We start from the raw sequence: 23,264 nt of genomic DNA on the forward strand, positions 1-23,264 counted from the left end.
GGTTTAAGCGGTTACACGCTCAATTGCATCGATCAGCTTGGCCGGGTCGAAAGGCTTGACGATCCAGCCCGTGGCGCCGGCCTGGCGGGCGCGGTTCTTCTTTTCCGCGTCGCTCTCGGTCGTCAGGACCAGGATCGGGATCGCCCGATATTTCTCGTTGCGGCGGACACCTTCGATGAAGCCGAAACCGTCGAGGCGCGGCATGTTGATGTCGGTGACGATGACGTCAGGATTGGACTCTTCGAGAACCTCGAGGCCCTCGACGCCGTCTTCCGCCTGGATGGTCTCGAAGCCGGCATTGTTCAGCGTCACGAGCAGCATGTTTCGGATGGTGCGGGAATCATCCACGGTCAGTACTTTTTTCTTCATTGCCGAATCTCCTTGGCAAGCAGGTGGTCAATATTGACGCCAACCAGCTGCATGGTTTTTTGAAATGCGTCGGACACCTTGGAGAAGGTGAACGGCTGCTGGTCCTGCGCCCAGGTCTTCTCGGCGGACATCAGGACCTGTGCGCAAAGAGCACCGATCCGCTCAACGCCGGACGCGTCGATCGAAAGACCGCTGCCCCTGAACGAGAGGAGTTTTTCACGCAAGGCGGAAGCCTCGTTGAGGTCGAGCACCGCTGTCAAATTCAGCGTCTTGCCACTCTTCTTTGCTACCATCAGCTTGTCCTTGTCCCCTTGTCCCCGGCCCGAAAAGATGAGCCGAGGCGATAATCCGATAGGTTAGTAAACATTCCGCCCACCTCCGACGCTTGCGAGCGACTGGGGAAGGCCAAAATCGTCATTTTCATATGCGTCCTCGACCGCTGCGGTGCGGGCGGCGGCGTCGATGACACGCGACGGCGCCACGCGGACCGGCACTGGGCGACCGGCATGGGCGTTTTCGCGGGCGATGCGGAATTCGCGCACCGTGCGGCCGAGCTCGAGAATGACGGTGTGGAGATGGTCGGCGCCTTGCGTCGAACGCTCCGCAAGGCCGGCGCTATCGGCCACCTCGGCGCCCAGGCCCTTGACGTCCGCGACCACGCCGTCGAGGCTTGCGGCATGTTCGCCGGTCCTTGTGGCGATGCCTGAGATGGCGGCATTGATGTCGGTGACCTGGCGCACGATGCTGCCGATCGAATCCTGCGTACGGCCGACCATCTGCACGCCGGCGTCGACCTGCGCCTTGGTGGTCGTCACCAGCGTCTTGATCTCGCGGGCGGCTTCGGCCGAGCGCTGGGCCAGTGCCCGGACTTCCTGGGCGACGACGGCAAAACCGCGGCCGGAATCACCGGCGCGCGCCGCCTCGATGCCGGCATTCAGCGCCAGAAGATTGGTCTGGAAGGCGATCTCGTCGATCGCGCCGATGATCTGGCCGATCTTTTCGGCCGACTGCTCGATATCGGCCATGGCGCTGATCGCGCGGCCGACGACCTCGCCGCTTTCCTCGACGGCTGCGCGCGTCGATGCGGCCGCCTGTTCGGCGGCGCGGCTGTCGGCGGCGCCGTCACGCACGCTGCCGGCAATGCCGGCAAGGGCGGTGGCGGAAAGCTGCAGCCGGTCGGCCTGGCCGGACGCACTGCCGGCGAACTGCCGCGACAGGTCGGCAAGCGACGCCGTTGCCGCTTCAGCCTTGACCGTGCGTCCGGTGATGTCGGCGAATTCGGCCTGGAGACCATCCAAGGCGCCGTTCAGCGCGGCGGCGATCCCGGCATAGGCGCCGTCGGCATCGACGGGAGCGCGCCGGGTCAGATCGCGGGCGGCCAGGCCTTCAATGACATCGCCGAAGATCCTGACGATCTCGGCCTCATTATCGGCGCGCTGATCGGCAAGCGCGCGGTGTTGGGCGGCGCGCAGCGCATTGAAGCGGAGCGACACGGCGATTTCCGCATCGACCATGACGATGCGGATGATCGCCGTCATCAGTTCGGAGATTTCGCGGGTGCGGCGCTTGGCCGACGGCAGCAGCGGCCGGCCGGCGATCTCCTCGGCGAGGCCGGAAAGGACGTGCTCCAGCATGACGCCGTGACCGGCGACGTGCCAGCGCGGGTCGAGACCCATCTTGTTTTCGGTATCGGAGAGAACCTTGACGCGCTCGGCATAGAGGCTGTCGAAGCGGGCATCCGTCAGCACGTCCCAATGCGAGGACTGGAGATCATGCAGGCGTTCGACCTGGCGCTCGCTCTCGAAATTGCGCGAGGCGTCGGGGAATGACTGGAACCGGTGGAAGAGGTCACGCAGCCCGGCCTTCAGATAGGCTTCGAGGGCCGGCCGGTTGCGGCGCACCAGCTCGCACTGCTCGGCATCGAGACCGGCAAAACGCAGGCGGTCGCGCAAGCTGCCTGCCTGCGCTCCACGAGCCTGATCTGATGGCATGTCCTGCCTCAACGCCTGTCCCCAACCCACTTTTCCAGGCGAATGCCCGGCTAAAACTTTCGCTGCATCCGATGAACGCAAAGCGTGGAGACGGTCCCTGGCCTCCGGTACAACCGGCGGCTCAAAACCCCCTGATCAGCCATGTTTCGGAGCTGTCTGAAGAGATGGATACCGGATCGACCCGGTACGGCGGTACGGCGTCATGCCTGGTGGGAACGAGTGCATCTTCCCATTCCGACGTGTAACCCAATGTTTATGGTTAATTCCTTGCCTGAAGGTTAATAAGCCTGTCCAGGCGCCGGCTTTTGAAGCAATTCAAGGCAGTTCGCGAGAAATACTGCCGGAGAGTTGCACGGCTGCTACAAGGCACACGCAAGCTCCGTGTTATATGCCGGTCGACAACCAAGACATGACGTCGACAAGGACAGAGCAATGATTGTTCTCGGATTGGGTTCCTGCTTGATCGCAATGGGCGTGCTTGCAGCCATCGCCCGGCTCGATTCCCTCGCCGCAAACCGCGACATCCGCATGCTTCGCGTGTTCTGACTTCCCTTCCCCGTTGGCAGTCCGGCGCCTTTGGTGTAATCGCACTCGCGCCTTTCATGTCAGCGGAACACTAAGTTCATGTCCCCCAGATCTGGTCTTCTCATCGTTCTCGGCTTCACGCTCTGGCGCGTCGTCACGCTCAATTTCGATGCGACGGACCTTTTCGTCGATGAGGCGCAATACTGGTTCTGGGCGCAGAATCTCGATCTCGGCTATTACTCCAAGCCGCCGATGATCGCCTGGGTGATCCGGGCGATGACCGAGCTTTCCGGCTCCAACGCCATCTACTTCATCAGGCTGCTCGGGCCATTGATCCACATGGCGGCGGCACTGGTGCTGATGAAGGTGGCGAAGCGTTTCGTCGGGCCGGAGATCGAAGGCTGGACGGGCGCCACCTATATCACGCTGCCAGGGGTGGCGCTTTCCTCGGTGTTCTTCTCGACCGACGTCATCCTGCTGTTCTTCATCGCCATCGCCCTGCTTGCCTATTTCGGCCTGACGCAGCGGCGCTCGGTCGGGCTGGCGCTCGTCATGGGCCTCGGGGTCGGCCTCGCCTTCCTGACGAAATATGCCGTGCTGTTCGTCGTTCCGGGCGGCGCACTCGCCCTGCTTCTTATTCCGGCGGCGCGCATCGCCATCCGGGATTTCATCATCGCCGTCGCGGTCGCGGCGATCGTTGCCTTGCCGAACCTCTGGTGGAATCTGCAGCACGACAATACGACGGTGCGTCATACGCAGGATATCGCCCATTGGAGCGACCTCGGCATCAATTTCCGCCGCGGGCTTGAATTCTTCGCCGCGCAGTTCGGCGTCGTCGGGCCGATCATCTTCTTCGCGATCCTCTGGGCGGTCTACCGGATGATCAAGGGCCGGAGCGACGACCGCGAGAAGATGCTGGTCTGGCTGTCGATGCCGGTGGTGGCGCTGATCACCCTGCAGGCGACGGTCGCCAAGGCCTATGCCAACTGGGCCGTGACCGCCTATGTCGCGGGGACGATCCTCGCCGTCTGGCTGCTTTATCGGCTGTGGCCGAAGGGGCTCAGGCTGTCGCTCACCATCAACGGCGTCGCAAGCCTGCTCTTTCCGCTGGCGACGATCTTTCCGCAGCAGGTGCTGCTGCCGAACGGCGACGAATTGATGAAGCGTTATCTCGGCCGCGCCGAGGTCAGCCGCGAGGCCGCAGCGCTCGCCGATCAGGCCGGCACCGACATCATCGTCACCAACAACCGCGACATGGTCGCCGATCTTTTCTATACGCTGCGCGACGCATCCTACCGGATCTATGCGCGGGCGCCGGCAGGCCTTCCGGAGAGCTATTACGAGCAGGAATTCGCCCTGCCCGCCGAGACCGCCGGCAAGGTGCTTTTCCTGACGGACGGTCCCTTCGCCTGCGCGGCCGAAACGCCCGAGGTGCTGAAGAGCTGGCAGCCGACCGCAGGCTACTACAAGGGCAAGACGCTCTATATCTACAAAGTCTCGGCCACCTGCCTGGCGCCCTGAGTCCGGTTTAGAGCCTTTCCTGGTTAGATTGAAGCATTCTGTTGGCTCAAACGGAGTCGGATGGTCGACCGGCCGGCGCGCGTCGTAGCCCAGTCCTACGGCCAAGCCGGCCGATCGGGAAGGCAGAGGCCGGTGCCCGCGCCTTCGATTTCGACGAACCTGACGCCACCCTCTTCGAAGGCGAGGCGCAGCTGCGCCTCCGTCGCGCGGTGGATGTCGTGGTGGCGTCCCTCGTAATCGCGAATGGTGCTGCGCGAGACGGCAGCCCTTTCGGCCAGGTCGGTCTGGGTCCAGTCGAGCAGGCCACGCGCCGCGCGGCAGAGAGCGGGCGTGAGAATTGTCGCCCTTGCGCCTTGACCCATGATTTTAAGTCACCCATATTGGTTGATATAGACCATATATGTCATATTCAGCGCGGGATTTCCAGATCAGGAGACAGTGATGCCACACGATACGCCCTTGATCTCGACAATCGTCGGCGGCCTTGTGCTGGCTTTCATCTTCGGCGCACTTGCCCATCGGCTGCGCATGCCGCCGCTCGTCGGTTATCTCATCGCCGGCGTGCTGGTCGGGCCGCATACGCCGGGTTACGTGGCCGACCAGAACCTTGCGCCGGAGCTCGCCGAAATCGGCGTTATCCTGCTGATGTTCGGCGTCGGACTGCATTTCTCGCTGAAAGACCTGATGTCGGTGCGCGGCATCGCGCTACCCGGCGCCATCGCACAGATCGCCTTTGCGACATTGCTCGGCTGGGGGCTCGGCGCCCTCATGGGGTGGCCGACCGGCGGCAGCCTGGTGTTCGGCCTGGCGCTTTCGGTTGCCTCCACCGTCGTGCTGCTGAAGGCGCTGCAGGAGCGGCGCCTCGTCGAGACGGAGCGCGGCCGGATCGCCGTCGGCTGGCTGATCGTCGAGGACCTTGCCATGGTTCTGGCGCTGGTGCTGATCCCGGCGGCAGCCGGCATCGGCGGCGAAGGTCATGCTCCGGTCGAGCCGCTTTCGGCCGGGCTGAACCGCCTGTTCGGCCTCGATCTCGGCATTGGCGGCATGATCGCCATGACGCTGGTGAAGGTGGCGCTGTTCGTGGCGCTGATGCTGGTCTTCGGTCGCAAGCTCATTCCCTGGGCGATGCATCGCATCGCCCATACCGGCTCGCGCGAACTCTTCCGGCTCGGCGTGCTGGCGATCGCGCTTGGCGTCGCTTTCGGCGCGGCCAAGCTCTTCGGCGTGTCGCTGGCGCTCGGCGCCTTCTTCGCCGGCATGGTGCTGGCCGAAAGCGAGCTCAGCCATCGCGCCGCGCAGGAAAGCCTGCCGCTACGCGACGCCTTCGCCGTGCTCTTCTTCGTCTCGGTCGGCATGCTGTTCGATCCGAACATCCTGATCGACAGGCCGCTGCTGATCCTTGCTACCCTCTTCATCATCGTTATCGGCAAATCGGTCGCCGCCCTGCTGATCGTGCTCGCCTTCAAGAGGCCGCTCGGCACGGCGCTGACGATTTCGGCGAGCCTCGGCCAGATCGGCGAATTCTCCTTCATCCTCGCCGCCCTCGGCGTCGACCTCGGACTGTTGCCGGAGGAAGGCCGCGACCTGATCCTGGCCGGCGCCATCATCTCGATCATCCTCAATCCGCTGCTGTTCTTCCTCTGCGACCGCATGCGCCCGTTGCTCGAACGGGCAAAACGTCAGGAGAGCGCAGCCGAGCCCGCTGACGCACCCGCTGAAGAAGCGGTGCCGACTGAAGATGACGAGGTGCATCCGAGCAGCCTTCACGGCCACGCCATTGTCGTCGGTTACGGGCGGGTCGGCAGAATCGTCGGGCAGAACCTGAAATCGGCGGGCACGCCCTTCCTCGTCATCGAGGATTCCGACAAGCCGATCGGCGAGCTGAAAGCCCAGGGCATCGAAGCTTTCATGGGCAATGCCGCGGCCACGGAGACGCTCGATCTCGCCAATCTGCCGGCGGCGCGCAGCATTGCCATCGCCATCCCGAATGCCTTCGAAGCCTGCCGCATCGCCGAGCAGGCGCGTAGCGCCAATCCATCCATTCTCATCGTCGCCCGCGCCCATTCCGACGCCGAAGTCGATGCGCTGAAGCAATATGGCGCCGACACCGTCATCATGGGCGAACGCGAAATCGCACTGGGCATGGTTGACCGGCTCGCTCAAGTGCATCATGAGAGTGTGGCCTATGAAGACGATCATGGGCCTGATACAATTGTCCCGACGGATGATCCTCCGCCGGAAAGAGAATGAAAGATTGGCGCGCTTTTGAGCCGATACGGAAGTGACATCGCCGGGACGGAGGAGATGGAGCTGGACCAGCGCCGTCTAACGAGCCGTATCGCTGCTTCCCTGCTCTTCGCCGTCCTTGCCTATATCGGCCTGCTTTTCGGCGGCAATCTCATTATCGCGCCGGCCACCGCCGTCAACACGCTTTCCTCGTCCGGCCGCGATCCGCAGCCGCCGCAACTGAGCGCGCGCGATGCGGTGCGCGGGGTGCTTGCCGCCGAGCGCAAGCTTACGCCGAAACAGGCCGCCTACGACGCCGGGTCGCCTGCCCTTGCCGCTGCCCCGGCTCTCGATTTCGCCGGCTGGAACAGCGCCTCCCCTCTCCCGGCATTCGAAGCTCCGCTTCATGATTCAGTTTTCAGGGCCCATCAGCCGCGCGCACCGCCGGCCGCCGCCTGACATTGCGCCGAGCGGCGCATCCGAGCATTGACGACATGCCGCCAGCGCCCGAGCGCCGGCCCTCGATTATCTAAGGAATACAACATGCGCAATTCACCCTGGCTGGTGTTCACCTATTCGGTGATCATCGTGATCGGCCTATTGATCGCCCTGCCGAACGCCCTGCCGCAGTCCGTCCTCCAGCGCATCCCCGCATGGCTGCCGCATGAGCAGGTGTCGCTCGGCCTCGATCTTCGCGGCGGTTCCCACCTCGTCCTGGAAGTCGACGAAGCCGACCTGACCAAGGAGCGGCTGCAATCGCTGCTTCAGGACGCGCGCCGCGTGCTGCGCGAAAAGGGCATCCAGCCGAAGGCCGTCGTGCGCAGCCAGAACCAGGTCGTCGTAACGCTCGCCGATGCCGCGCAGAGCGATGCGGCCGTCACCGAACTCAAGACGCTCGCCAACCCGATCAGCACCGGCCTCAGCGCCGGCCAGGCGGATCTCGCCGTCACCGCCAACGGCGCCACCATCACCGTCGGCTTCTCGCCGGCCGGCATCTCCGCCAATGTCGATAATGCCGTCCAGCAGAGCCTGGAAGTCATCCGCCAGCGCGTCGACCAGGTCGGCGTCTCCGAGCCGACCATCCAGCGCATCGGTGCCAACCGCGTGCTCGTGCAGCTTCCCGGCGCACAGGATCCGACGCGGCTGCGCCAACTTCTCGGCTCCACGGCCAAGATGTCGTTCCACATGCTGGCGCCGAACAACCAGCCCGGCCCCGGCGTGACGATGATGCAGGACGACGAAGGCCGAACCCATGCTGTTCTCGACCGCGTCGAAATCTCCGGCGACCGCCTTTCGGATGCCCGCGTCAGCTTCGACCCGAACACGCGCGAACCGATCGTCAGCTTCCGCTTCGACAGCGCCGGCTCCACCCGCTTTGCCGAGATTACCCGTCAGAACGTCGGCAATCCCTTCGCCATTGTCCTCGACGACAAGGTGCTGAGCGCCCCCGTCATCCGCGAGCCGATCACCGGCGGTTCCGGCCAGATCTCCGGCAACTTCTCGGCCGACAGCGCCACGACGCTTGCCGCCATGCTGCGCGCCGGCGCCTTGCCCGCCAAGCTGACTGTCATCGAAGAGCGCACGGTCGGCGCCGACCTCGGCGCCGACGCCATCAGGATGGGCCTCTATTCCGGTATCGTCGGCTTTGTTCTCGTCGCAGCCTTCATCTTCGTGCTCTACGGCACCTGGGGCATCCTGGCGAATGTGGCGCTATTGATCCACACGATCCTGACCCTCTCGGCCCTGACGCTGGTCGGCGCAACGCTGACGCTGCCGGGCATTGCGGGTGTCGTTCTCGGCATCGGCCTTGCGGTCGACGCGAACGTTCTGATCAATGAGCGTATCCGTGAAGAGACCCGCAAGGGCAGGAGCGCCTTTGCCGCCATCGATACGGGTTTCAACCGTGCCTATTCGACCATTATCGACGGCAATATGACGGCCCTGATCGCCGCGAGCATCCTGTTCTTTTTCGGTTCCGGGCCGGTTCGCGGCTTTGCGGTGACCATGGCGCTCGGCCTGATCATCTCAATGTTCACCTCGGTCGCCTTCGTGCGCGTCGCCATGATCGAGATCACCCGCCGCCGCAAGTTCAAGGTGCTGAACATCCGGCCGCTGATCCCGTTCAGCCCTTACGACAAGCATATCCAGTTCATGAAGGCGCGTTTCTTCGGCGTTACCGTTTCGGCGCTGCTTTCGATCGCCTCCGTCGCACTCTTCATCTATCCCGGCCTCAACTACGGCGTCGACTTCCGCGGCGGCATCCAGATGTCCGTCAAGACCCAGGGGACGGCCGATCTGGCGAAGTTCCGCGAAGGCCTGGACAGTCTCGGCCTCGGCGAAATCACGCTGCAGTCCTTCGGCGGCAACAACAGCATTCTCGTGCGCGCGCAGCGCCAGGAGGGCGGCGAAGAGGCGCAGACGGCGGCGGTCACCAAGCTGAAGGCCGAAGTCGCCAGGATCGATCCGACCGCCACTGTCGAAGGCACCGACGTCATCGGTCCGAAGGTCAGCGGCGAGCTTGCCTCGGCCGGCATTCTGTCGGTGGTGATCGCAAGCTTGGCGATGCTGATCTATATCTGGGTGCGGTTCGAATGGCCGTTTGCCGTCGGCGCCATCGTCACGCTGGTGCTCGACGTCACCAAGGCGATCGGCTTCTTCGCGATCACCGGCCTCGACTTCAACCTGACGGCTATCGCCGCCATCCTGACGCTGGTCGGCTATTCGGTGAACGACAAGGTCGTCGTCTATGACCGCATGCGCGAAAACATGCGGCTCTACAAGTCGATGCCGCTGCGCGAGATCATCGACAAGTCGATCAACGAGACCCTGGCGCGAAGCCTTTACACCAATGCGACGGCCTTCCTCGCGCTGGTGCCGATGGCAATCTGGGGCGGCAGCGCCGTCTCGAGCTTCGCGATCCCGATGGTGTTCGGCATTCTGGTGGCCGGCGCCTCGTCGATCTTCATCGCCGCCCCGATCCTGCTCTTCCTCGGCGACTGGCGCCGCCGCCACGCCAAGGCGCCGGCAACCGATGCGGGCGTCGATATCATCCCGCCGGAAGAGGGCCGCTCGCGCAAGTCGGCGAGCTGAAACGGGTCGTTAACGCATCCTTGAACAGGGCGCCGGTTGCAGAACCGGCGCCCTGTTTTTATTGTTGCCTATTGCCAGGATAAAATTATGCAGCAATTCAAGATATTACAGCGTCCGCCGCGCCCTTGAAAAAGGCCTGACGGACGCAGCAGAGATCGGGGAAACCGCCAGATGTCACCCAACCCGACGCGACCGCTTGAGACCACCGGCGACAACGAAGAGCGCATCAAGCGTTTTCTCGCCACCGCCTCGCACGACCTGCAATCGCCGCTACGCCATATCGCCATGTATGCCGAACTGCTGCTCGACGATCTCGGCGAGACGCTCGACGGCGAACAGCTTCAGAGCCTCAGGACGATCATGGAAAAGGCGCAGGCCGCGCAGCGGCTCACCAAGGCATTGATGAGCCTTGCCGGTGGAGCGCCTCAGGTCACGCCCGAAGAGGTCAACCTGCAGGCGCTGGCCGAACATGTCTGGCCCGAACTGGTCGATGAAACAGGGGCGCACGACGCGACGCTTGCCTGCCGGGGGCTGCCCTCCATCCGCACCGACCCTGCCCTGTTCGGTCTGGTGCTGAGGCAGCTCATTTCCAACGCCCTCACCTATCGCGGTTCATCGCCGCCGCATGTGGCGATCGCGGCGGAACAGCAGGGAGAAAACTGGTTGATCCGGATTTCCGACAACGGAACCGGCATCGATCCCGCCTATCGGGAGCGGATCTTCGAGCCGTTCTGGAAACTGCCGAAGGCGGGGACAGCCCCCGGCGCCGGCCTCGGCCTGACGACGGCGCAGGAGCTTCTGAAGGCGCTTGGCGGGGATATCAGCCTCGAACGTTCGGACGAAAGCGGCAGCCGCTTCACCATCCGCCTCCCGATTGCCTGAGGCTAAAGCCCTTTGTTTTTATGCATGTCGTTGTCCCGGAACCGCTGCACGCTTCTGGGCGACATGCATTAAATGCTGTAATCGTCCTTCCAGAAATCCGGGACGTCGTAGGTCACATATTCGCGGATAATGTGCTGCAGCGTCTGGGCGTCGATTTCATCCTTGCCGATGCGGAAGTCGACGCCGTAATCGGGAAACTCCTGGAAATAGCCGCCAGATATATCGGTCGAGACGACGCCGATCGGGCCGGTATAGCCGATGCCGCGCAGCTCGGGCACCGTTTCGCGGAAATCGGCATTTGGCAGAAGGCGGTTGTCGAGCAGGATGAGATCGAAGCGCGCCGCGCGGATCTTTTCCAGCGCGTCGCCGATCGACGGCGAATATTCGACTTCGACCAGCGGCTCGGAGAGATCGGCGATCTTCTTCTTGAGCGCGCGGAATTCGATGAACTCGTCGTCGACAAAGAGAACCTTTACCGCATTCTTTCGGACCGTTTCGCTGGTCATCTCATTTTCCCCAGTCCCGAAGTCCATTTTCACGACACCAAACCGTTTCTCAGGGCGATCGCCACCATGTGGACGCGATTCACCGCGTCGAGTTTGCGCGCGGCCGCGGTGATATGCGAATTGACCGTGTGCTCAGACAGACCAAGAATGATGGCAATTTCCGCCGAGGTTTTGCCTTCGCTCGTCCATTTGACGATTTCCGATTCGCGCTGGGTCAGCCGCCCGGACATTTCGTGCGTCAGGATTTCCTCGTAGAGCTTATCGAAAATCCGCATGGCGTCGAGAAGCAGGTCGGCGATCTCGCCCTGATCCGGCTCTTCACGCTCGCCGCTCAGCACCAGGCAATATCGCCGCCCTTCCGGCGTGAACAGCGGAATGAAAAGGAAGACGCCGTTGCGGAACTCGTTGAACAGGCGATCGGAGGGATAGGTAACCGGCTCGGCACTTCTGCCATGGACCGGCGTTGCCAGAAACTGGGCGCTCTTTGCCCGGACAGTCCCGAGCGCCTCTCTCAACGTCGTGATGAAAAGGCCGACGCGGCGCTCGTGGACATTGGTGATGACGACATCGCGTTCACCGAAAGGAGCCGAAGCTTCGGAAATGCGGGCAAGCGCGAAATTGTCGAAGTGATAATGCTGTGCCGCCGCTTTCAGCAGACGGAAAAAATCGGTGCGGTTGATCGCCCGGCTCAGCTCCGGCCCGGCATGAAAAGGAGTTGCCGCGGCATTGCTCATTCCCAATCTTCCTCTCCTCCCCCGATCCCCAAATCTTGGGATATACGTCCTAAACGCGAAGAGCTACAAAAATTGCGAGACGGTTGATGAGAGATATCGAAACGGGGACTTTCGGTACGCAAGGCGGAAATCATCAGTTATCTCAACTACAGGTGATGCACGGGCAGGTTATACTGAGGGGCAGTAGTTCTTACCTGGGTATCGTAAATCTTCACGCGTTCAACATCCATGAATGCGAGAAGGCAGTGCCAGACGTAAGCGCGAGAGAGCCGATAGGCCCATTTAGCTAAGGGGTTGGCTGAAGTTCGTGGCGGCGAACGCGGGTCCATTCGGTTCTCTCAGCGCTTATTTTTAATTCCGTCCGCTTCGTTTCGGTTGCATCTTGGGATGCACACTCGGCCTTGTCAATTGCGGTTTGTCATATCGCCCGGACGAACGCCAGGAAACGCACCATCGGTTTTTGCCGTTTCCTACACTTCAAGATTGAGAACGATCGCGGCGAGGTCAAGCGGCTTCTCGAGGTAAAAATCGGCGCCGGCCTCGAGCGCGCGGGCGCGATCCTCATCGGCATCCGATCCGCTGCAGATCGCAAGCCGCATCGCGCTGAACCGATTGTCGCCGCGCAGCCTGCTCACCAGACCGATGCCGCTGTCGAGCGGCATGTAGAGATCGGCGATCAGCAGCTCCGGCGGAGCCCAGCCTTCGGCCACGCGCTGCTTCAGCGCCTCGAGCGCTGTCTCGGCCGTCGAAAAACAGAACAGATCGACGTCTATCTGCTGCTTCTTGCGGATATAGTCGAGATAGAAGAGATCATCCCTGCTGTCGTCGACGTACACGATGGTAGGCATCCAGCACCATGATTTGGATATTGTTCGATGAACCTCGCCGTCCTTCGCCCTCACGATATCGCGATTTCACGAAAATTCGATCTATCTTATCGAAAAATCATTTCGCAAAAAGCGCCGCGGCGGCTTCGCCTGCCTATTGAGTATTCCTCGATTTCGGAAAAAATGGCCGCGCGAACCGAAGGAGGATACACGGGTGCAGGATAAGGGCAACGTGGACCTGCAGGATCAGCGAAGGCGGCGCTACCGCGCCTTCGCGATTGCTGTCGGCTGCCTGATGTTGCTTCTCGGCGCCAGCGCTCTGGCCGGCTGGTTGTTGCAGATCGCGATCGTCACCTCGCTGATCCCCGGCTTCCCGTCGATGGCTTTCAATACCGCCCTTTGTTTCGTGCTTTCCGGCGTCGGGCTTGCCGCCTCGACGCTGGCAGGCCGCCGCTTTCGCATGGCGGCAACTGTTATGGCGGGGTTTGCAGCGGCGATCGCGGCGGCCCGGCTCGTGGAAATCGCCACGCTCGGGCGGCGCTTCCACAATGTCGACATGCTGATCTCGCAGCTCTTGGTACCGCCCGACTTCATCGCCGAGATCGGCGGCGGCATGGGCCCCAACACGGCATTGATCTTCCTGATCGCCAATTTTTCGCTGCTGCTCTCCCTCTACCTCGAGACGTCGAAAAGCCAGGTGGTACAGGAGCTGACCAGCTACGTCGTCATCACGCTCGGCATGATCGCGCTCGCCGGCTATGTCACCTATGCCGAACAGGGCTACCGCTGGGGCCCCTATGCGGCGATGGCGCTGCATACGGCGATCGGCCTGGTGCTCTTCGGCTCGGGCCTTCTTGCCCGCTCCTGGTGGCTGCAGCCGGCAAACCGGGCGCAGATCCCGCTCTGGATCCCGGCGGCGGTCTGCTTCACCGGCCTTCTTGTCGATCTCTATACGCCGCTTGGCCTTGCCAACGGCATTCTCTACGTGCCGCTGGTGTTGACGGCCCTCTGGTTCGGCAACAGGAATGCGCCGCTCTTCTTCGCCTTTGCCTGCACCGTGCTGCTGATGCTCGGCTTCCTCGCCGTCCGGCACGACGAAGAGGGCTTCTGGCAGGAAATCGCCAACCGCACGATCACCGCCGCCACGCTGTGGCTGATCGCGATCCTCGTCTTCTATTTCCTGCGCAACCACCACAATCTCGAGGCCGAGCGCATCCGTTTCGGCGCATTGGTGCGCAGCACGCCCGATGCTGTCATCGTCATCGACGCACGTGGAACGATCAAGAGTTTCAATCCGGCGGCCGAAAGCATGTTCGGCTATTCCCCGCAAGAGACGATCGGCCGGAACATCAAGATGCTGATGCCGGAGCCCTATCATTCCGAGCACGACGGCTATCTCACCCATTACCGGCAGACCGGCGAGGAGCGCATCATCGGCACGACGCGCATGGTCTCCGGACGGCGCAAGAACGGCATCGTCTTTCCGATCGACGTGTCCATCAGCGTCGTCGTCAGCGGCCAGACCAAGACCTTCGTCGGCATCGTTCGCGACATCAGCGAGCGCGCCCGGCAGGAAGAGCGGATGAAAACGACGCTTGCCCAGCTCGAGGCCTATACCGCCGAACTCGAGCGCAGCAACCACGACCTCGATGAATTCGCCTACATCGCCTCGCATGATCTGAAGGAGCCGCTGCGCGGCCTGCACAACCATTCCCGCTTTCTCCTCGAGGACTATGAGGACAAGCTCGACGATGACGGCGTGCGCCGGCTGAACCGTCTGGTGCGCCTCAGCCAACGCATGGAGAAACTGGTCAACGACCTGCTTTACTTCTCCCGGCTCGGGCGACAGCAGCTGGCGGTCAAACGCGCCGATATCGGCCTGATCGTCAAGGATGTGGTCGCGACGATGGAGCTCCTGCTGGAGGAGCGGCATGCCAAGGTCGTCATCGACGGCCGGCTGCCGGACGTGGTCTGCGACGCGCCGCGGCTGACCGAAGTGTTCCGCAATCTCATCACCAACGCGATCAAATACAACGACAAGTCGGCGCCGCTGGTCTCGATCGGCTATCTCGAACGCTATGTCGGCCAGGACGGCACGGTTGCCCGCAACGTGTTTTTCGTTAGGGATAACGGCAAAGGCATACCCCAGGAATTCCATGAGGATATTTTCCGCATTTTCAAACGTCTCGAAAAGTCGCAGGATTCCGACGACGGGACCGGAGCAGGCCTCACCTTCGTCCGCAAGATCATCGCGCGGCACAACGGCGATATCTGGCTGGAATCCGAAGTCGGCGCCGGCACCACATTCTATTTCACCCTGGGAAAAAAGCGCGAGGGGCAGAATGCAGCAGCGTGACACGCAACCGATCCTCATCGTCGAAGACAGCGAAGACGATTTCGAAGCGACGATGCGCGCCTTCAAGCGCACCAACCTGCGCAACTCGATCCGCTGGGCAGCCTCCGGGCAGGAAGCGCTCGACATGCTCGCGACGATGGTGCCGAAACCCGGGCTGATCCTGCTCGATCTCAACATGCCCGGCCTTGACGGCCGCAAGACCCTGGAGGCGATCAAGTCGAATGACGGCTGGCGCAAGATTCCGGTGGTGATCCTGACGACCTCCGATGACGAGCGCGACATCGAAGGCTGCTATGCGCTCGGCGCCAATACCTATGTGCAGAAGCCGGTCGATCTCGACGGCCTCTTCGCCGCGATCCAGCGGCTGAAGGAATACTGGTTCGAAATCGCGATCCTGCCGCTCGAGGACTGACGCTTTGGCGGAAGACTGCTGCATTCTCATCATCGACGACAATATCGACGATCGCGAGGTCTATCGTCGCATATTGGGCCGCGTCTCCAGCACCGCCTACACCGTCGTCGAGGCGGAGACCGGCCAAGAGGGCCTTGCGCTGAACGGACGCAAGCGGCCGGACTGCATCCTGCTCGACTATTCGCTGCCGGGGCGCGACGGGCTCGGCGTGCTTGCCGATCTATTGGAGGACGACCCTGCCGCCAATGTCATCATGCTGACCGGCCAGGGCAGCGAGACCGTCGCCGTCGAAGTGATGAAAGCCGGCGCGCGCGACTATCTCACCAAAGATTCGCTTTCGCCGGAAACGCTGCATCGCTGCATCCAGAACGCCATCATGCACGGCATGCTGGAAGCACAGCTGGAGCAGAAGCGGCAATCGCTCGAGATCTTCACGCGCGCCATGGCCCATGATCTGAAGGAGCCGCTCCGGACGATCAAATCCTTCAGCCGCATCCTGCACGGTTCCGCGGCACTTCCGGCCGAAGACCGGGAACTGCTCGACTATGTGCTGAGCGCCGCCGACCATATGGAAGACCTGATCGTCAAGGTCTCGGGTTTCACCAAGCTCGAAGCCTATGGCGGGCCGGAGCTGACGCCGGTCGCGCTGTCCGATGTACTCAACCAGGTGGAGGACAATCTGCGCCAGCAGATGGAGAGCCGCGGCGCCGCGATCATTCGCGGGGCGCTGCCGGAGGTCATGGGCGATGCGACGCTGCTGACCCAGCTTCTGCAGAACCTGGTGTCGAATGCCATCCGCTATTGCGATCAAAAAGCTCCGGAGGTGACGATCTCGGGCGAAGCGCAGGGAGATAGCTGCCGCCTGACGGTGCGTGACAACGGACCGGGCATCGATCCCCAGCACCGCGAGCTGATCTTCCAGCCGTTCAAGCGGCTGGTCGGCCGCGGCATCGAGGGCACCGGGCTCGGCCTTGCCATCTGCCGCCGCATCGCGCAGCTGCATGGCGGCGCGATCTGGTGCGAACCGGACAAGGGGCCTGGCGCCACCTTCATCGTCGAAATACCGCTCGCCGCGGCGCGGCCCGCGCCGCCGGCCGCATCGGCCGTTCCGCCCAGCGCAAAGCCTGCGGAGCAGCCGGGCGAAGGTTCCGGCAGGCTTGCCGAAGTGCTGCTCGTCGAAGACAGCCCGGCCGACATCCAGATTCTGAAGATCAAGCTGATGCGGCGGGAGAAGGTGACCTTCAACCTGCATGTCGCCACCAACGGACGCGAGGCGATGCGGCTGCTCGAAGAGCGCGCCGGCATCGCCGACGTGCCGCAGATCGACCTGATGCTGCTCGACATCAACATGCCGATCATGGACGGCTTCGAGGTGCTGAACGCACTGTCGGCCGACGCCCGTCTGAAACGGATTCCCGTCTGCATTCTCAGCACCTCGAGCGACGAGACCGACATGCAGCGGGCCAGAAATCTCGGCGCGCGCGCCTATATGGTCAAGCCGCCGACCCTGCAGCAACTGGAAGAGGCCCTCGAAGATGTCGATCATTTGGAACTGCTGCAGCGCGGCGATTTGCTTGCGCTTTGTGCGGAACAAAACTAAGCGGTGGTCATTGGCAACGGTATGATCTTCGCAACTTTCATACTCGCGCTCCTGACGACGCCGCTTCAATCAGGACTGCTCTCGATGGTATCAGGCATACATCACGTGACGGCCATCACCCGAAAGGTGCAGGCAAACGTGGACTTTTACGCCGGCTTCCTCGGCATGCGGCTCGTCAAGCAGACGGCCGGTTACGAGGACGCGACGCAACTCCATATCTTCTACGGCGATGCGGCGGGGACGCCGGGTTCGCTCGTCAGCTTCCTCGTCTGGGAGGACGGCGCCCCCGGCCGGGCAGGCTACGGCCAGATCAGCGAGATTTCGCTGGCGATCGATCCGGCGAGCATCGGCTACTGGCTGACGCGCGCCATGAGCTTCGGCCTGCGCTCCGAGGGGCCGGCCGACGAATTCGGCGAGCCTGTTCTCCGGCTGAAAGACCCCGACAATATCATCCTCAAGCTCGCAGGCGCCAAGAACCTCACATCGCCGGCAGCCTGGGACGGCGCCTCGATCCCGGTCGAACATGCCGTCCAACGCGTGCGCGGCGCGACCATGTTGACGGAAAAACCCGCCGACAGCCGCGGCTTTCTCGAGCGGCATTTCGGTTATCGCTTCCAGGCCAGCCGCGGCACGATCGACAGGCTGGTTTCGCAATCCGGCGACGTCATCGACGTACGCGATGCGCGCGGCTTCTGGTCGGGGGCGCCGGGCACCGGCATCGTCGATCATGTCGCCTTCCGCGCCCCCGACGAGGAGACGCTGCGTTCGGTATCCAAGGCGCTGGAGAAGACCGATGCATCGCCGACCAACATGCACGACCGCAAGTATTTCCGCTCGCTCTATGCCCGCGAGCCGGGCGGCACGCTGGTGGAGCTGGCAACCGACAAGCCCGGCATGATTGTTGACGAAGAGCATGCGGCCCTCGGCAGCAAGCTGTTCGCGCCGCCGGAAGCGATCACTAATCTCGACGACCTGAAGGTGATTCTGCCGCAATTTTCGATGCCCGGCCAACCGCGCATCAATTACCGCGAGCTGCCCTTCGTCCATCGCTTCTACACGCCGCCGAATCCCGACGGCAGTGTCTTCGTGCTGCTGCACGGCTCAGGCGGCAATGAGACGACCTTGATGCCGCTGCTGAACAAGGCGGCGCCGCGCGCAACCCTCATGGGCGTACGGGGCCGTGCGACGGAAGAGGGTTTTCCGCGCTGGTACAAGCGCATCACGCCCTTCTCCTTCGACCAGAACGACATCAAGACCGAGGCAGAGGCCTTCGCGGCCTTCATCGAAGGCGCCGTCAAATCTTATGGGCTCGATCCGAAGAAGGTCGTCTATGTCGGCTATTCGAATGGCGCGAACCTTCTGAACTCGCTGCTCTATCTGCATCCGAACCTCGTTCACAAGGCGGTGCTGCTGCGCTCCATGCCTGTCCTCAGCGACTATCCGCATGCCGATCTCAAGGGCACGGACCTGCTCGTCATCAGCGGCAAGACGGATGCTTACGGCAAATATGCGAGCGAACTGGAAGAGAGGCTGAAGAGCTCGGGCGCCACTGTCGATTCCGACGTCATCCCCGGCGGTCACGACCTCGGTGATGCCGATGTGCCGATCATCCAGAAGTGGCTGCTCCAGAGTATGGGCGATGATCCCCCGCCACTGGAGCAGCAAGCGGTCAAGCCGACGAGCGAGACGCTCGGGCGACCATGATGCCGGCAAGCACCACTGCGGCGCCGAGCGCCTGCATCGTCCCGATCGCCTCATTGAGCAGCGCCCAGGCGAGGATCGCGGCGACGACCGGCTGAAGCAGCAGCGTCAGCGATGAAAAGGCGGGCGGCAGATAGGCCAGCGCATAGGTGATCGCCACCTGGCCGCCGGCATGGCTGATGAAGGCGAGGCCGAAGAGCATCGACCAGCCGTAAAGGGTGGCCGGCAGCATCTGGCCTTCGAAGAAGAAGGCTATCGGAAAGATGCAGACGGCAGCCGATGCCGTGCTCCACAGCATGATGCGGATCGTATCGAACCGACTGCGCAGCCTGCCGATCGCCAGGATATAGCAGGCATAGAAGAAGGCGGCGATCATCGCGGCGCCGTCGCCGCTCAAATCGCCATTGCCGAGCCCTGCCGGACCGCCTTTCAGAATAACGACCCCGGCAAGCGCCAGAAGCAGCCCCAACAGGAAGACGCCGCTGGTTCTCGCCCTGAAAAACAGGACGGCGATCAGCGTGACGAAAACGGGCGCGAGATTGGCAAGCAGCGTCGCGTTGGCGACCGAGGTCATGGTGAGCGAAAGGTGCCAGGCGGCAAGGTCGAGCGCCAGCATGACGCCCGGCAGAACCAGCATGCCGGAGTCGGCAAGGCTTTGCGGTCTGGGTCCGACATTCTTCTTCAGCAGCGAGACGATGAAGATCGGGATCAGCGCCAGCGCCACGCGCCAGAAGGCGGTGGCCATCGGCCCGACCTCGGACAGCCGCACGAAGATCGGCGAGCCGCCGATTGCCGCGCCGCCGAGAACGAGGGCCGCAAGAGCGAGACGATTGGAAGGCGAGGCTTCGGAAAGGGTGGAAGCGGTCTGCGACATGATCTCGATATTTCCGATCGCCGCCCGAACACCGGCAGCGGGCCACTGATTGCCGAGTGCGTAGCAGAAGTCGACCGCCGGGGACAGCCGATGAGCGACATCGAAATGGAAAATCAGGCGGGATGCGTATTCGGCGCGGCCAGCCGCAGCTTTGCGGCGATTTCGGTCGCGACGAAGAAAGCATGCTCGGTCACCTGCGGCAGCCCCATCAGTTCACCGAAGGTGCCGCGCGCCAAGGGACCGGAGATCAATAGCGAAGGGTCCGCGGTCCCCGACGGGCCGATCGCCTCCGAGCGCTCGGTGCAGGCAAGGCCGAGGCCTGCGGGATCGAGCGACAAGTGGCCGCTTGCCGCGAGCGCCGCGAGCCAGGGCTGAGTTTCGAGAATGCCGCCATGGGCCGGCCCGGTGGTGACGACGACGGCGTCGTAGCTGCGCTCCAACGGCTGGCGCCGGTGGCGCGGCTGCAGGGTGCACGCAATGCGTTCGCCTTCGATACGCGCATCGGCGACGGAGCCGGCGAGGATTTCGAGACGACCGGCTACGATCGCCGCGTCGAGCACGGCTTTCACCTGCGGCGCGATGCGGAAACGATGCACATCCCAATAGGCACGCAGATGGCGGACGACACGGCGCCGTTCGGGCATCGGCAGCGCCTGCCAGAGATCAAATCCCTGCGCCCGCACCTGATCGATCACCCCATGCCAGCTTATGCCCTGCGCCTTCGCCGCGTCTATGGCGGCGCGGATTCCCGCCAGCAGCGAAACGGCGGTGGGAGCCGCATCGGCAACGAAATCGCCATAGAGCGGCTGCGGCACCGACGCATGCCCGCGCGAGCGCAGGCCACGGCGCGAGATCGCCGTCACCGGACCATCATGTCCGCGCCCGGCAAGCGAGGCAATGACGTCGGCGGCGGTCAGGCCGTTGCCGATGACCAGCACCCGGTCGTGGGGACGGATGACGTCGAGCGCGCCCGGCTTCGTGGTGTCGGCGACGAAGCGGGGATGGGCGGCCAGAAGGGTTGTAAGCCGGCCGGGAGCGACCGGCGGCGGATGGCTGGTGGCGATCGCGACGATATCGGCTTCCGTCACGCCGCCTTTGTCGTCGCGGATCGACCAGCGTCCGGCCCGGCGCTCGACATGGGTCACGGCCGCGCGGCAATGGTGCACGCTGCCGTCGTCCAGGAACGATTTCAGCAGGGAGGCGACATAGTCGCCGAAGAGCCGACGCCGAGGAAAGATCTGGCCGTCGGAACGTCTTGCCTCGGGGTCGCAGGCGACGGCGTCGCGGGCGTCGATCCAGGTCTGGAATTCGCCCTGGTCGTCAGGCTGCAGGCTCATCTTGGCGGCCGGAACATTGATGCGATGGGCCGGGTCGTCCGTGTCATAGGCCAGGCCGCGACCGAGCTCGGCGCGCGGCTCGAAGACGACGATGACGGCGTGCGCGTCGTCCACCGCCCGGGCGAGATGATAGGCGACGCCCGCGCCGGAGACGCCACCGCCGATGATGGCGACGACGGGTGTTCCGGACGTCGGCAGAGGCTTGGGCTGCATGATGGCCGAGACCGTTGCTTCGATAGCTTGAGCATAGAAGCCGGACATTGCCCGCGCAATCCTCCGTTTGCGCTTGTCTATGTGTGCATATCAGCCCGATATCGTCGTCGAGAATTCGGGATTGCCGCGGATGGTGTTGCTGACCGTGCAGATTTCGTCTTCGGCGGCATGGACGATCTTGCTGCGTGTCTCCTCGTCGATATCGCCCTTGATCGAGAAGACGATGTTGAACTTCGCAACGCGTGAAAGCCCTTCCGTCGCCTTTTCGCCGGTGACGTCGGCAGCGATCTCGCTGATCCTGTCGAGAACGCCCATCTGGCTGGCGGCGATGCGGGCGCTGAGCACGAGGCAGGCAGAAAGCGAGGCATAGAGCAGATCGAGGGGGCTGAAGCCCGGCTGCGACGGCGCGGTGACGATATCGATCTCACCTCTCGTGGTGGAGGTGACATGCGGAAAACCGATGCGGCCGAGGGTGGCGGTGGCGCCGGTCGGACGGGGACGAGCCTTGAGATCAGCCATGAAGAAATCCTCTGACAACAACCTCGCAGAGATAGTGCGATCCGCATTCGCCCGCAACGGCGCCGGCGACGCTCGATCACGGAACCTTTCCATCCGTCATCAGTTGATTACACCGGAGCGAAATCAGCAACGAAGGTGCACCGTGATGCCGCATGTCCGCAAGATGGATCGTCAGGACCGGCGGATGGACGCCCGCGACCGGCTGATCGTAGCGCTTTATGCGCAGCTGAAGGCCGAGCGGGAAACACGCGAGACGCTGGAATGGGCGATCCGCAACGGCGCCATCTCGCAGGAGGTGCTGGAGGCGATTGCGGCCGATCCGGTTCCCGTCGTCACCAGCGAGGATATCGCTTCGCTCGAAAAGATCATCGCCCTCGATGAAAGGCGCAAACCAAATCGGAACTAGGCAATTCCAACCAAGCTGCGCAGCGGTCCTGAGGCCCGAATGCGCAAAAGAGGTCGAAGAAGAGGAGATCCGAAATGGCCGACATCACCTATCAGGTCGTCCCGCATGACAATGGCTGGGCCTACAAGCTCGGCGACACGCTGTCGGAGACCTATGCGACGGCCGACGAAGCGATCGTCCGCGCCAAGGACGCCGCGTCGCGCCAGAAGATCGGCGATGGCGACGCGCTGCTCGCCTACCCCTCACCCGACGGCGGCTGGGCATTCCAGGAGCTCGAAACCGACAAGAGCAGCAGTCGGCTCTGATTTGTCACGGAGGATGGAATGGCCGCGCGGGCAAGCTGGAAAGGTCATCTGAAGGTAGGCGACCTTGCTTGCGCCGTCGGGCTCTATACCGCGATTTCCTCCTCGGACCGCGTCTCCTTCAACATCATCAACCGCAGAACCGGCCATCGGGTGGAACGACAATTCGTCGACAGCGAGACCGGCAAGCCGGTGGAGCGGGACGATCAGGTCAAGGGCTACCGGATGGAGAATGGCGAATACATCGTCATCGAAGGCGACGAAATCGCCCAGATCATGCCGGAAAGCGACAAGGTGCTCAATATCAAGGCGTTCATCGCCTATGACGATATCGACAAGCTCTATTTCGACCGTCCCTATTACCTCGCGCCCGTCGACGAACATGATGAGGAAGCGCTGTCGCTGATCGTCCGCGGCATGCGCGACGGCAAGGTCGCAGCCCTCGCCGAAGCCGTGCTTTTCCGGCGCAACCGAACGCTGCTGATCCGGCCCCATGACGGCCACATCGTCGCGACCATGCTGAACTTCGACTACGAGGTGCGCTCGGCCGACACCGTCTTCAAGGACATTCCCGACATCAAGTTCGACAAGGAGATGCTCGAACTTGCCGGCCACATCATCGAAACCAAGCACGGCAGCTTCGACCCGAGCGCCTACGAGGATCGCTACGAAGCCGCTCTCGTCGAGCTGGTGAAGGCGAAGATCGAGGGCCGGGCGCCGCCGAAGAAGAAACCGGCGCCGGAACGCAAGGTCGTCGATCTGATGGAGGCGCTGCGCCAGAGCGCCGGGATGAGCGGCAAGGGTGGGGCGAAGAAGACACCGGCAAGGAAGAAGGTGCCGGCGCGCAGCGACAGCCAGAAGAAGGCAGGCTGA

22 protein-coding genes are annotated in these 23,264 nt (G+C 63.0%); 12 read left to right on the plus strand and 10 right to left on the minus strand.

Annotation, left to right across the window (positions count from 1 at the left end; translation table 11 throughout):
- Positions 1 to 3 precede the first annotated feature (3 nt).
- From cheY1 to CO655_RS11460, 3 genes are all read right to left on the minus strand, one after another.
- Positions 4 to 369, minus strand: a complete 366-nt coding sequence (gene cheY1 / locus CO655_RS11450) for a chemotaxis response regulator CheY1 (RefSeq protein WP_003570362.1) — start codon at positions 367 to 369, stop codon at positions 4 to 6.
- A complete protein-coding gene (locus tag CO655_RS11455; protein ID WP_097605655.1) occupies positions 366 to 662 on the minus strand; it encodes an STAS domain-containing protein in 297 nt (98 codons plus the stop codon). Before CO655_RS11455 ends, cheY1 begins: the two co-directional genes overlap by 4 nt.
- A 63-nt stretch (positions 663 to 725) precedes the next feature.
- The gene (locus tag CO655_RS11460; RefSeq protein WP_097664734.1) at positions 726 to 2,360 is read right to left on the minus strand and encodes a globin-coupled sensor protein; all 1,635 of its coding nucleotides are present in this window, start codon (positions 2,358 to 2,360) and stop codon (positions 726 to 728) included.
- A gap of 624 nt (positions 2,361 to 2,984) precedes the next feature.
- On the opposite strand from CO655_RS11460, the gene CO655_RS11465 reads away from it, so the two are divergent.
- Positions 2,985 to 4,406 (plus strand): glycosyltransferase family 39 protein, encoded by a 1,422-nt coding sequence (locus CO655_RS11465; protein ID WP_097664735.1) that lies wholly within the window; start codon positions 2,985 to 2,987, stop codon positions 4,404 to 4,406.
- A 95-nt stretch (positions 4,407 to 4,501) separates the two neighbouring features.
- Here CO655_RS11465 and CO655_RS11475 read toward each other — a convergent pair whose 3' ends face one another.
- The gene (locus CO655_RS11475; RefSeq protein ID WP_097664736.1) at positions 4,502 to 4,768 is read right to left on the minus strand and encodes a helix-turn-helix transcriptional regulator; all 267 of its coding nucleotides are present in this window, start codon (positions 4,766 to 4,768) and stop codon (positions 4,502 to 4,504) included.
- A 79-nt stretch (positions 4,769 to 4,847) separates the two neighbouring features.
- Between CO655_RS11475 and ybaL the strand changes: the two genes are divergently transcribed.
- The 4 genes from ybaL to CO655_RS11495 all read left to right on the plus strand — a co-directional run bounded on the left by ybaL (position 4,848) and on the right by CO655_RS11495 (position 10,604).
- Positions 4,848 to 6,656: a YbaL family putative K(+) efflux transporter gene (ybaL, locus tag CO655_RS11480; protein ID WP_097664737.1), complete on the plus strand. Its 1,809-nt coding sequence runs from the start codon at positions 4,848 to 4,850 to the stop codon at positions 6,654 to 6,656.
- 54 nt (positions 6,657 to 6,710) lie between these two features.
- Positions 6,711 to 7,091, plus strand: a complete 381-nt coding sequence (locus tag CO655_RS11485; RefSeq protein ID WP_097664738.1) for a hypothetical protein — start codon at positions 6,711 to 6,713, stop codon at positions 7,089 to 7,091.
- 84 nt (positions 7,092 to 7,175) lie between these two features.
- Positions 7,176 to 9,722, plus strand: coding sequence for a protein translocase subunit SecD (secD, locus tag CO655_RS11490; RefSeq protein WP_097664739.1), 2,547 nt, complete (start codon positions 7,176 to 7,178; stop codon positions 9,720 to 9,722).
- A 171-nt stretch (positions 9,723 to 9,893) separates the two neighbouring features.
- A complete protein-coding gene (locus CO655_RS11495; RefSeq protein ID WP_097664740.1) occupies positions 9,894 to 10,604 on the plus strand; it encodes a HAMP domain-containing sensor histidine kinase in 711 nt (236 codons plus the stop codon).
- Positions 10,605 to 10,672: 68 nt separating this feature from the next.
- On the opposite strand, the gene CO655_RS11500 is transcribed toward CO655_RS11495, so the two are convergent.
- The 3 genes from CO655_RS11500 to CO655_RS11510 form a co-directional block, all read right to left on the minus strand.
- Positions 10,673 to 11,110, minus strand: coding sequence for a response regulator (locus CO655_RS11500; RefSeq protein ID WP_010022093.1), 438 nt, complete (start codon positions 11,108 to 11,110; stop codon positions 10,673 to 10,675).
- A gap of 29 nt (positions 11,111 to 11,139) precedes the next feature.
- A complete protein-coding gene (locus CO655_RS11505) occupies positions 11,140 to 11,844 on the minus strand; it encodes a LuxR C-terminal-related transcriptional regulator (RefSeq protein WP_097664741.1) in 705 nt (234 codons plus the stop codon).
- A gap of 470 nt (positions 11,845 to 12,314) precedes the next feature.
- The gene (locus tag CO655_RS11510; protein WP_097664742.1) at positions 12,315 to 12,692 is read right to left on the minus strand and encodes a response regulator; all 378 of its coding nucleotides are present in this window, start codon (positions 12,690 to 12,692) and stop codon (positions 12,315 to 12,317) included.
- 193 nt (positions 12,693 to 12,885) lie between these two features.
- Between CO655_RS11510 and CO655_RS11515 the strand changes: the two genes are divergently transcribed.
- From CO655_RS11515 to CO655_RS11530, 4 genes are read left to right on the plus strand one after another with little or no spacing between them, the layout of a single operon-like run.
- Positions 12,886 to 15,027 carry a PAS domain-containing sensor histidine kinase gene (locus CO655_RS11515; RefSeq protein WP_097664743.1) on the plus strand — a complete coding sequence of 714 codons (2,142 nt, stop codon included), beginning with the start codon at positions 12,886 to 12,888 and terminating at the stop codon, positions 15,025 to 15,027.
- The gene (locus tag CO655_RS11520) at positions 15,014 to 15,439 is read left to right on the plus strand and encodes a response regulator (RefSeq protein ID WP_064681164.1); all 426 of its coding nucleotides are present in this window, start codon (positions 15,014 to 15,016) and stop codon (positions 15,437 to 15,439) included. Before CO655_RS11515 ends, CO655_RS11520 begins: the two co-directional genes overlap by 14 nt.
- A gap of 4 nt (positions 15,440 to 15,443) precedes the next feature.
- Positions 15,444 to 17,039, plus strand: coding sequence for a response regulator (locus CO655_RS11525; RefSeq protein ID WP_097605664.1), 1,596 nt, complete (start codon positions 15,444 to 15,446; stop codon positions 17,037 to 17,039).
- 21 nt (positions 17,040 to 17,060) lie between these two features.
- Complete coding sequence (locus CO655_RS11530; RefSeq protein ID WP_245423785.1) at positions 17,061 to 18,743, plus strand: VOC family protein; 1,683 nt, start codon at positions 17,061 to 17,063, stop codon at positions 18,741 to 18,743.
- Here CO655_RS11530 and CO655_RS11535 read toward each other — a convergent pair.
- The 3 genes from CO655_RS11535 to CO655_RS11545 form a co-directional block, all read right to left on the minus strand.
- A complete protein-coding gene (locus tag CO655_RS11535; RefSeq protein ID WP_097664744.1) occupies positions 18,709 to 19,614 on the minus strand; it encodes a DMT family transporter in 906 nt (301 codons plus the stop codon). The genes CO655_RS11530 and CO655_RS11535 overlap by 35 nt on opposite strands.
- A gap of 113 nt (positions 19,615 to 19,727) precedes the next feature.
- The gene (locus CO655_RS11540) at positions 19,728 to 21,212 is read right to left on the minus strand and encodes an FAD/NAD(P)-binding protein (protein WP_097664745.1); all 1,485 of its coding nucleotides are present in this window, start codon (positions 21,210 to 21,212) and stop codon (positions 19,728 to 19,730) included.
- A 42-nt stretch (positions 21,213 to 21,254) separates the two neighbouring features.
- The gene (locus CO655_RS11545) at positions 21,255 to 21,683 is read right to left on the minus strand and encodes an OsmC family protein (RefSeq protein WP_097664797.1); all 429 of its coding nucleotides are present in this window, start codon (positions 21,681 to 21,683) and stop codon (positions 21,255 to 21,257) included.
- 145 nt (positions 21,684 to 21,828) lie between these two features.
- Here CO655_RS11545 and CO655_RS11550 point away from each other — a divergent pair, with 145 nt between their 5' ends.
- The 3 genes from CO655_RS11550 (at position 21,829) to CO655_RS11560 (ending at position 23,264) form a co-directional block, all read left to right on the plus strand.
- Entirely contained in the window at positions 21,829 to 22,089 is a 261-nt protein-coding gene (locus CO655_RS11550) for a hypothetical protein (RefSeq protein WP_097582477.1), read from the plus strand.
- Between the two features lie 74 nt (positions 22,090 to 22,163).
- Positions 22,164 to 22,394, plus strand: a complete 231-nt coding sequence (locus tag CO655_RS11555; RefSeq protein WP_010025636.1) for a DUF2188 domain-containing protein — start codon at positions 22,164 to 22,166, stop codon at positions 22,392 to 22,394.
- Positions 22,395 to 22,412: 18 nt separating this feature from the next.
- Positions 22,413 to 23,264 carry a Ku protein gene (locus tag CO655_RS11560; RefSeq protein ID WP_097664746.1) on the plus strand — a complete coding sequence of 284 codons (852 nt, stop codon included), beginning with the start codon at positions 22,413 to 22,415 and terminating at the stop codon, positions 23,262 to 23,264.

Source organism: Rhizobium sp. M1 (assembly GCF_002531805.1).
GTDB classification, from domain to species: Bacteria; Pseudomonadota; Alphaproteobacteria; order Rhizobiales; family Rhizobiaceae; genus Rhizobium; species Rhizobium etli_C.

Excerpts from the sequence above, each read along its gene's own strand:
- CO655_RS11540 (WP_097664745.1), bottom strand. The coding sequence starts at position 21,212 with ATGTCCGGCTTCTATGCTCAAGCTATCGAAGCAACGGTCTCGGCCATC.
- CO655_RS11475 (WP_097664736.1), bottom strand. The coding sequence starts at position 4,768 with ATGGGTCAAGGCGCAAGGGCGACAATTCTCACGCCCGCTCTCTGCCGC.
- ybaL (WP_097664737.1), top strand. The coding sequence starts at position 4,848 with ATGCCACACGATACGCCCTTGATCTCGACAATCGTCGGCGGCCTTGTG.
- CO655_RS11545 (WP_097664797.1), bottom strand. The coding sequence starts at position 21,683 with ATGGCTGATCTCAAGGCTCGTCCCCGTCCGACCGGCGCCACCGCCACC.
- CO655_RS11505 (WP_097664741.1), bottom strand. The coding sequence starts at position 11,844 with ATGAGCAATGCCGCGGCAACTCCTTTTCATGCCGGGCCGGAGCTGAGC.
- CO655_RS11555 (WP_010025636.1), top strand. The coding sequence starts at position 22,164 with ATGGCCGACATCACCTATCAGGTCGTCCCGCATGACAATGGCTGGGCC.
- CO655_RS11530 (WP_245423785.1), top strand. The coding sequence starts at position 17,061 with ATGATCTTCGCAACTTTCATACTCGCGCTCCTGACGACGCCGCTTCAA.
- CO655_RS11510 (WP_097664742.1), bottom strand. The coding sequence starts at position 12,692 with ATGCCTACCATCGTGTACGTCGACGACAGCAGGGATGATCTCTTCTAT.
- CO655_RS11500 (WP_010022093.1), bottom strand. The coding sequence starts at position 11,110 with ATGACCAGCGAAACGGTCCGAAAGAATGCGGTAAAGGTTCTCTTTGTC.
- CO655_RS11460 (WP_097664734.1), bottom strand. The coding sequence starts at position 2,360 with ATGCCATCAGATCAGGCTCGTGGAGCGCAGGCAGGCAGCTTGCGCGAC.
- CO655_RS11520 (WP_064681164.1), top strand. The coding sequence starts at position 15,014 with ATGCAGCAGCGTGACACGCAACCGATCCTCATCGTCGAAGACAGCGAA.
- CO655_RS11485 (WP_097664738.1), top strand. The coding sequence starts at position 6,711 with ATGGAGCTGGACCAGCGCCGTCTAACGAGCCGTATCGCTGCTTCCCTG.
- CO655_RS11550 (WP_097582477.1), top strand. The coding sequence starts at position 21,829 with ATGCCGCATGTCCGCAAGATGGATCGTCAGGACCGGCGGATGGACGCC.
- cheY1 (WP_003570362.1), bottom strand. The coding sequence starts at position 369 with ATGAAGAAAAAAGTACTGACCGTGGATGATTCCCGCACCATCCGAAAC.
- CO655_RS11535 (WP_097664744.1), bottom strand. The coding sequence starts at position 19,614 with ATGTCGCAGACCGCTTCCACCCTTTCCGAAGCCTCGCCTTCCAATCGT.
- CO655_RS11465 (WP_097664735.1), top strand. The coding sequence starts at position 2,985 with ATGTCCCCCAGATCTGGTCTTCTCATCGTTCTCGGCTTCACGCTCTGG.
- secD (WP_097664739.1), top strand. The coding sequence starts at position 7,176 with ATGCGCAATTCACCCTGGCTGGTGTTCACCTATTCGGTGATCATCGTG.
- CO655_RS11455 (WP_097605655.1), bottom strand. The coding sequence starts at position 662 with ATGGTAGCAAAGAAGAGTGGCAAGACGCTGAATTTGACAGCGGTGCTC.
- CO655_RS11560 (WP_097664746.1), top strand. The coding sequence starts at position 22,413 with ATGGCCGCGCGGGCAAGCTGGAAAGGTCATCTGAAGGTAGGCGACCTT.
- CO655_RS11495 (WP_097664740.1), top strand. The coding sequence starts at position 9,894 with ATGTCACCCAACCCGACGCGACCGCTTGAGACCACCGGCGACAACGAA.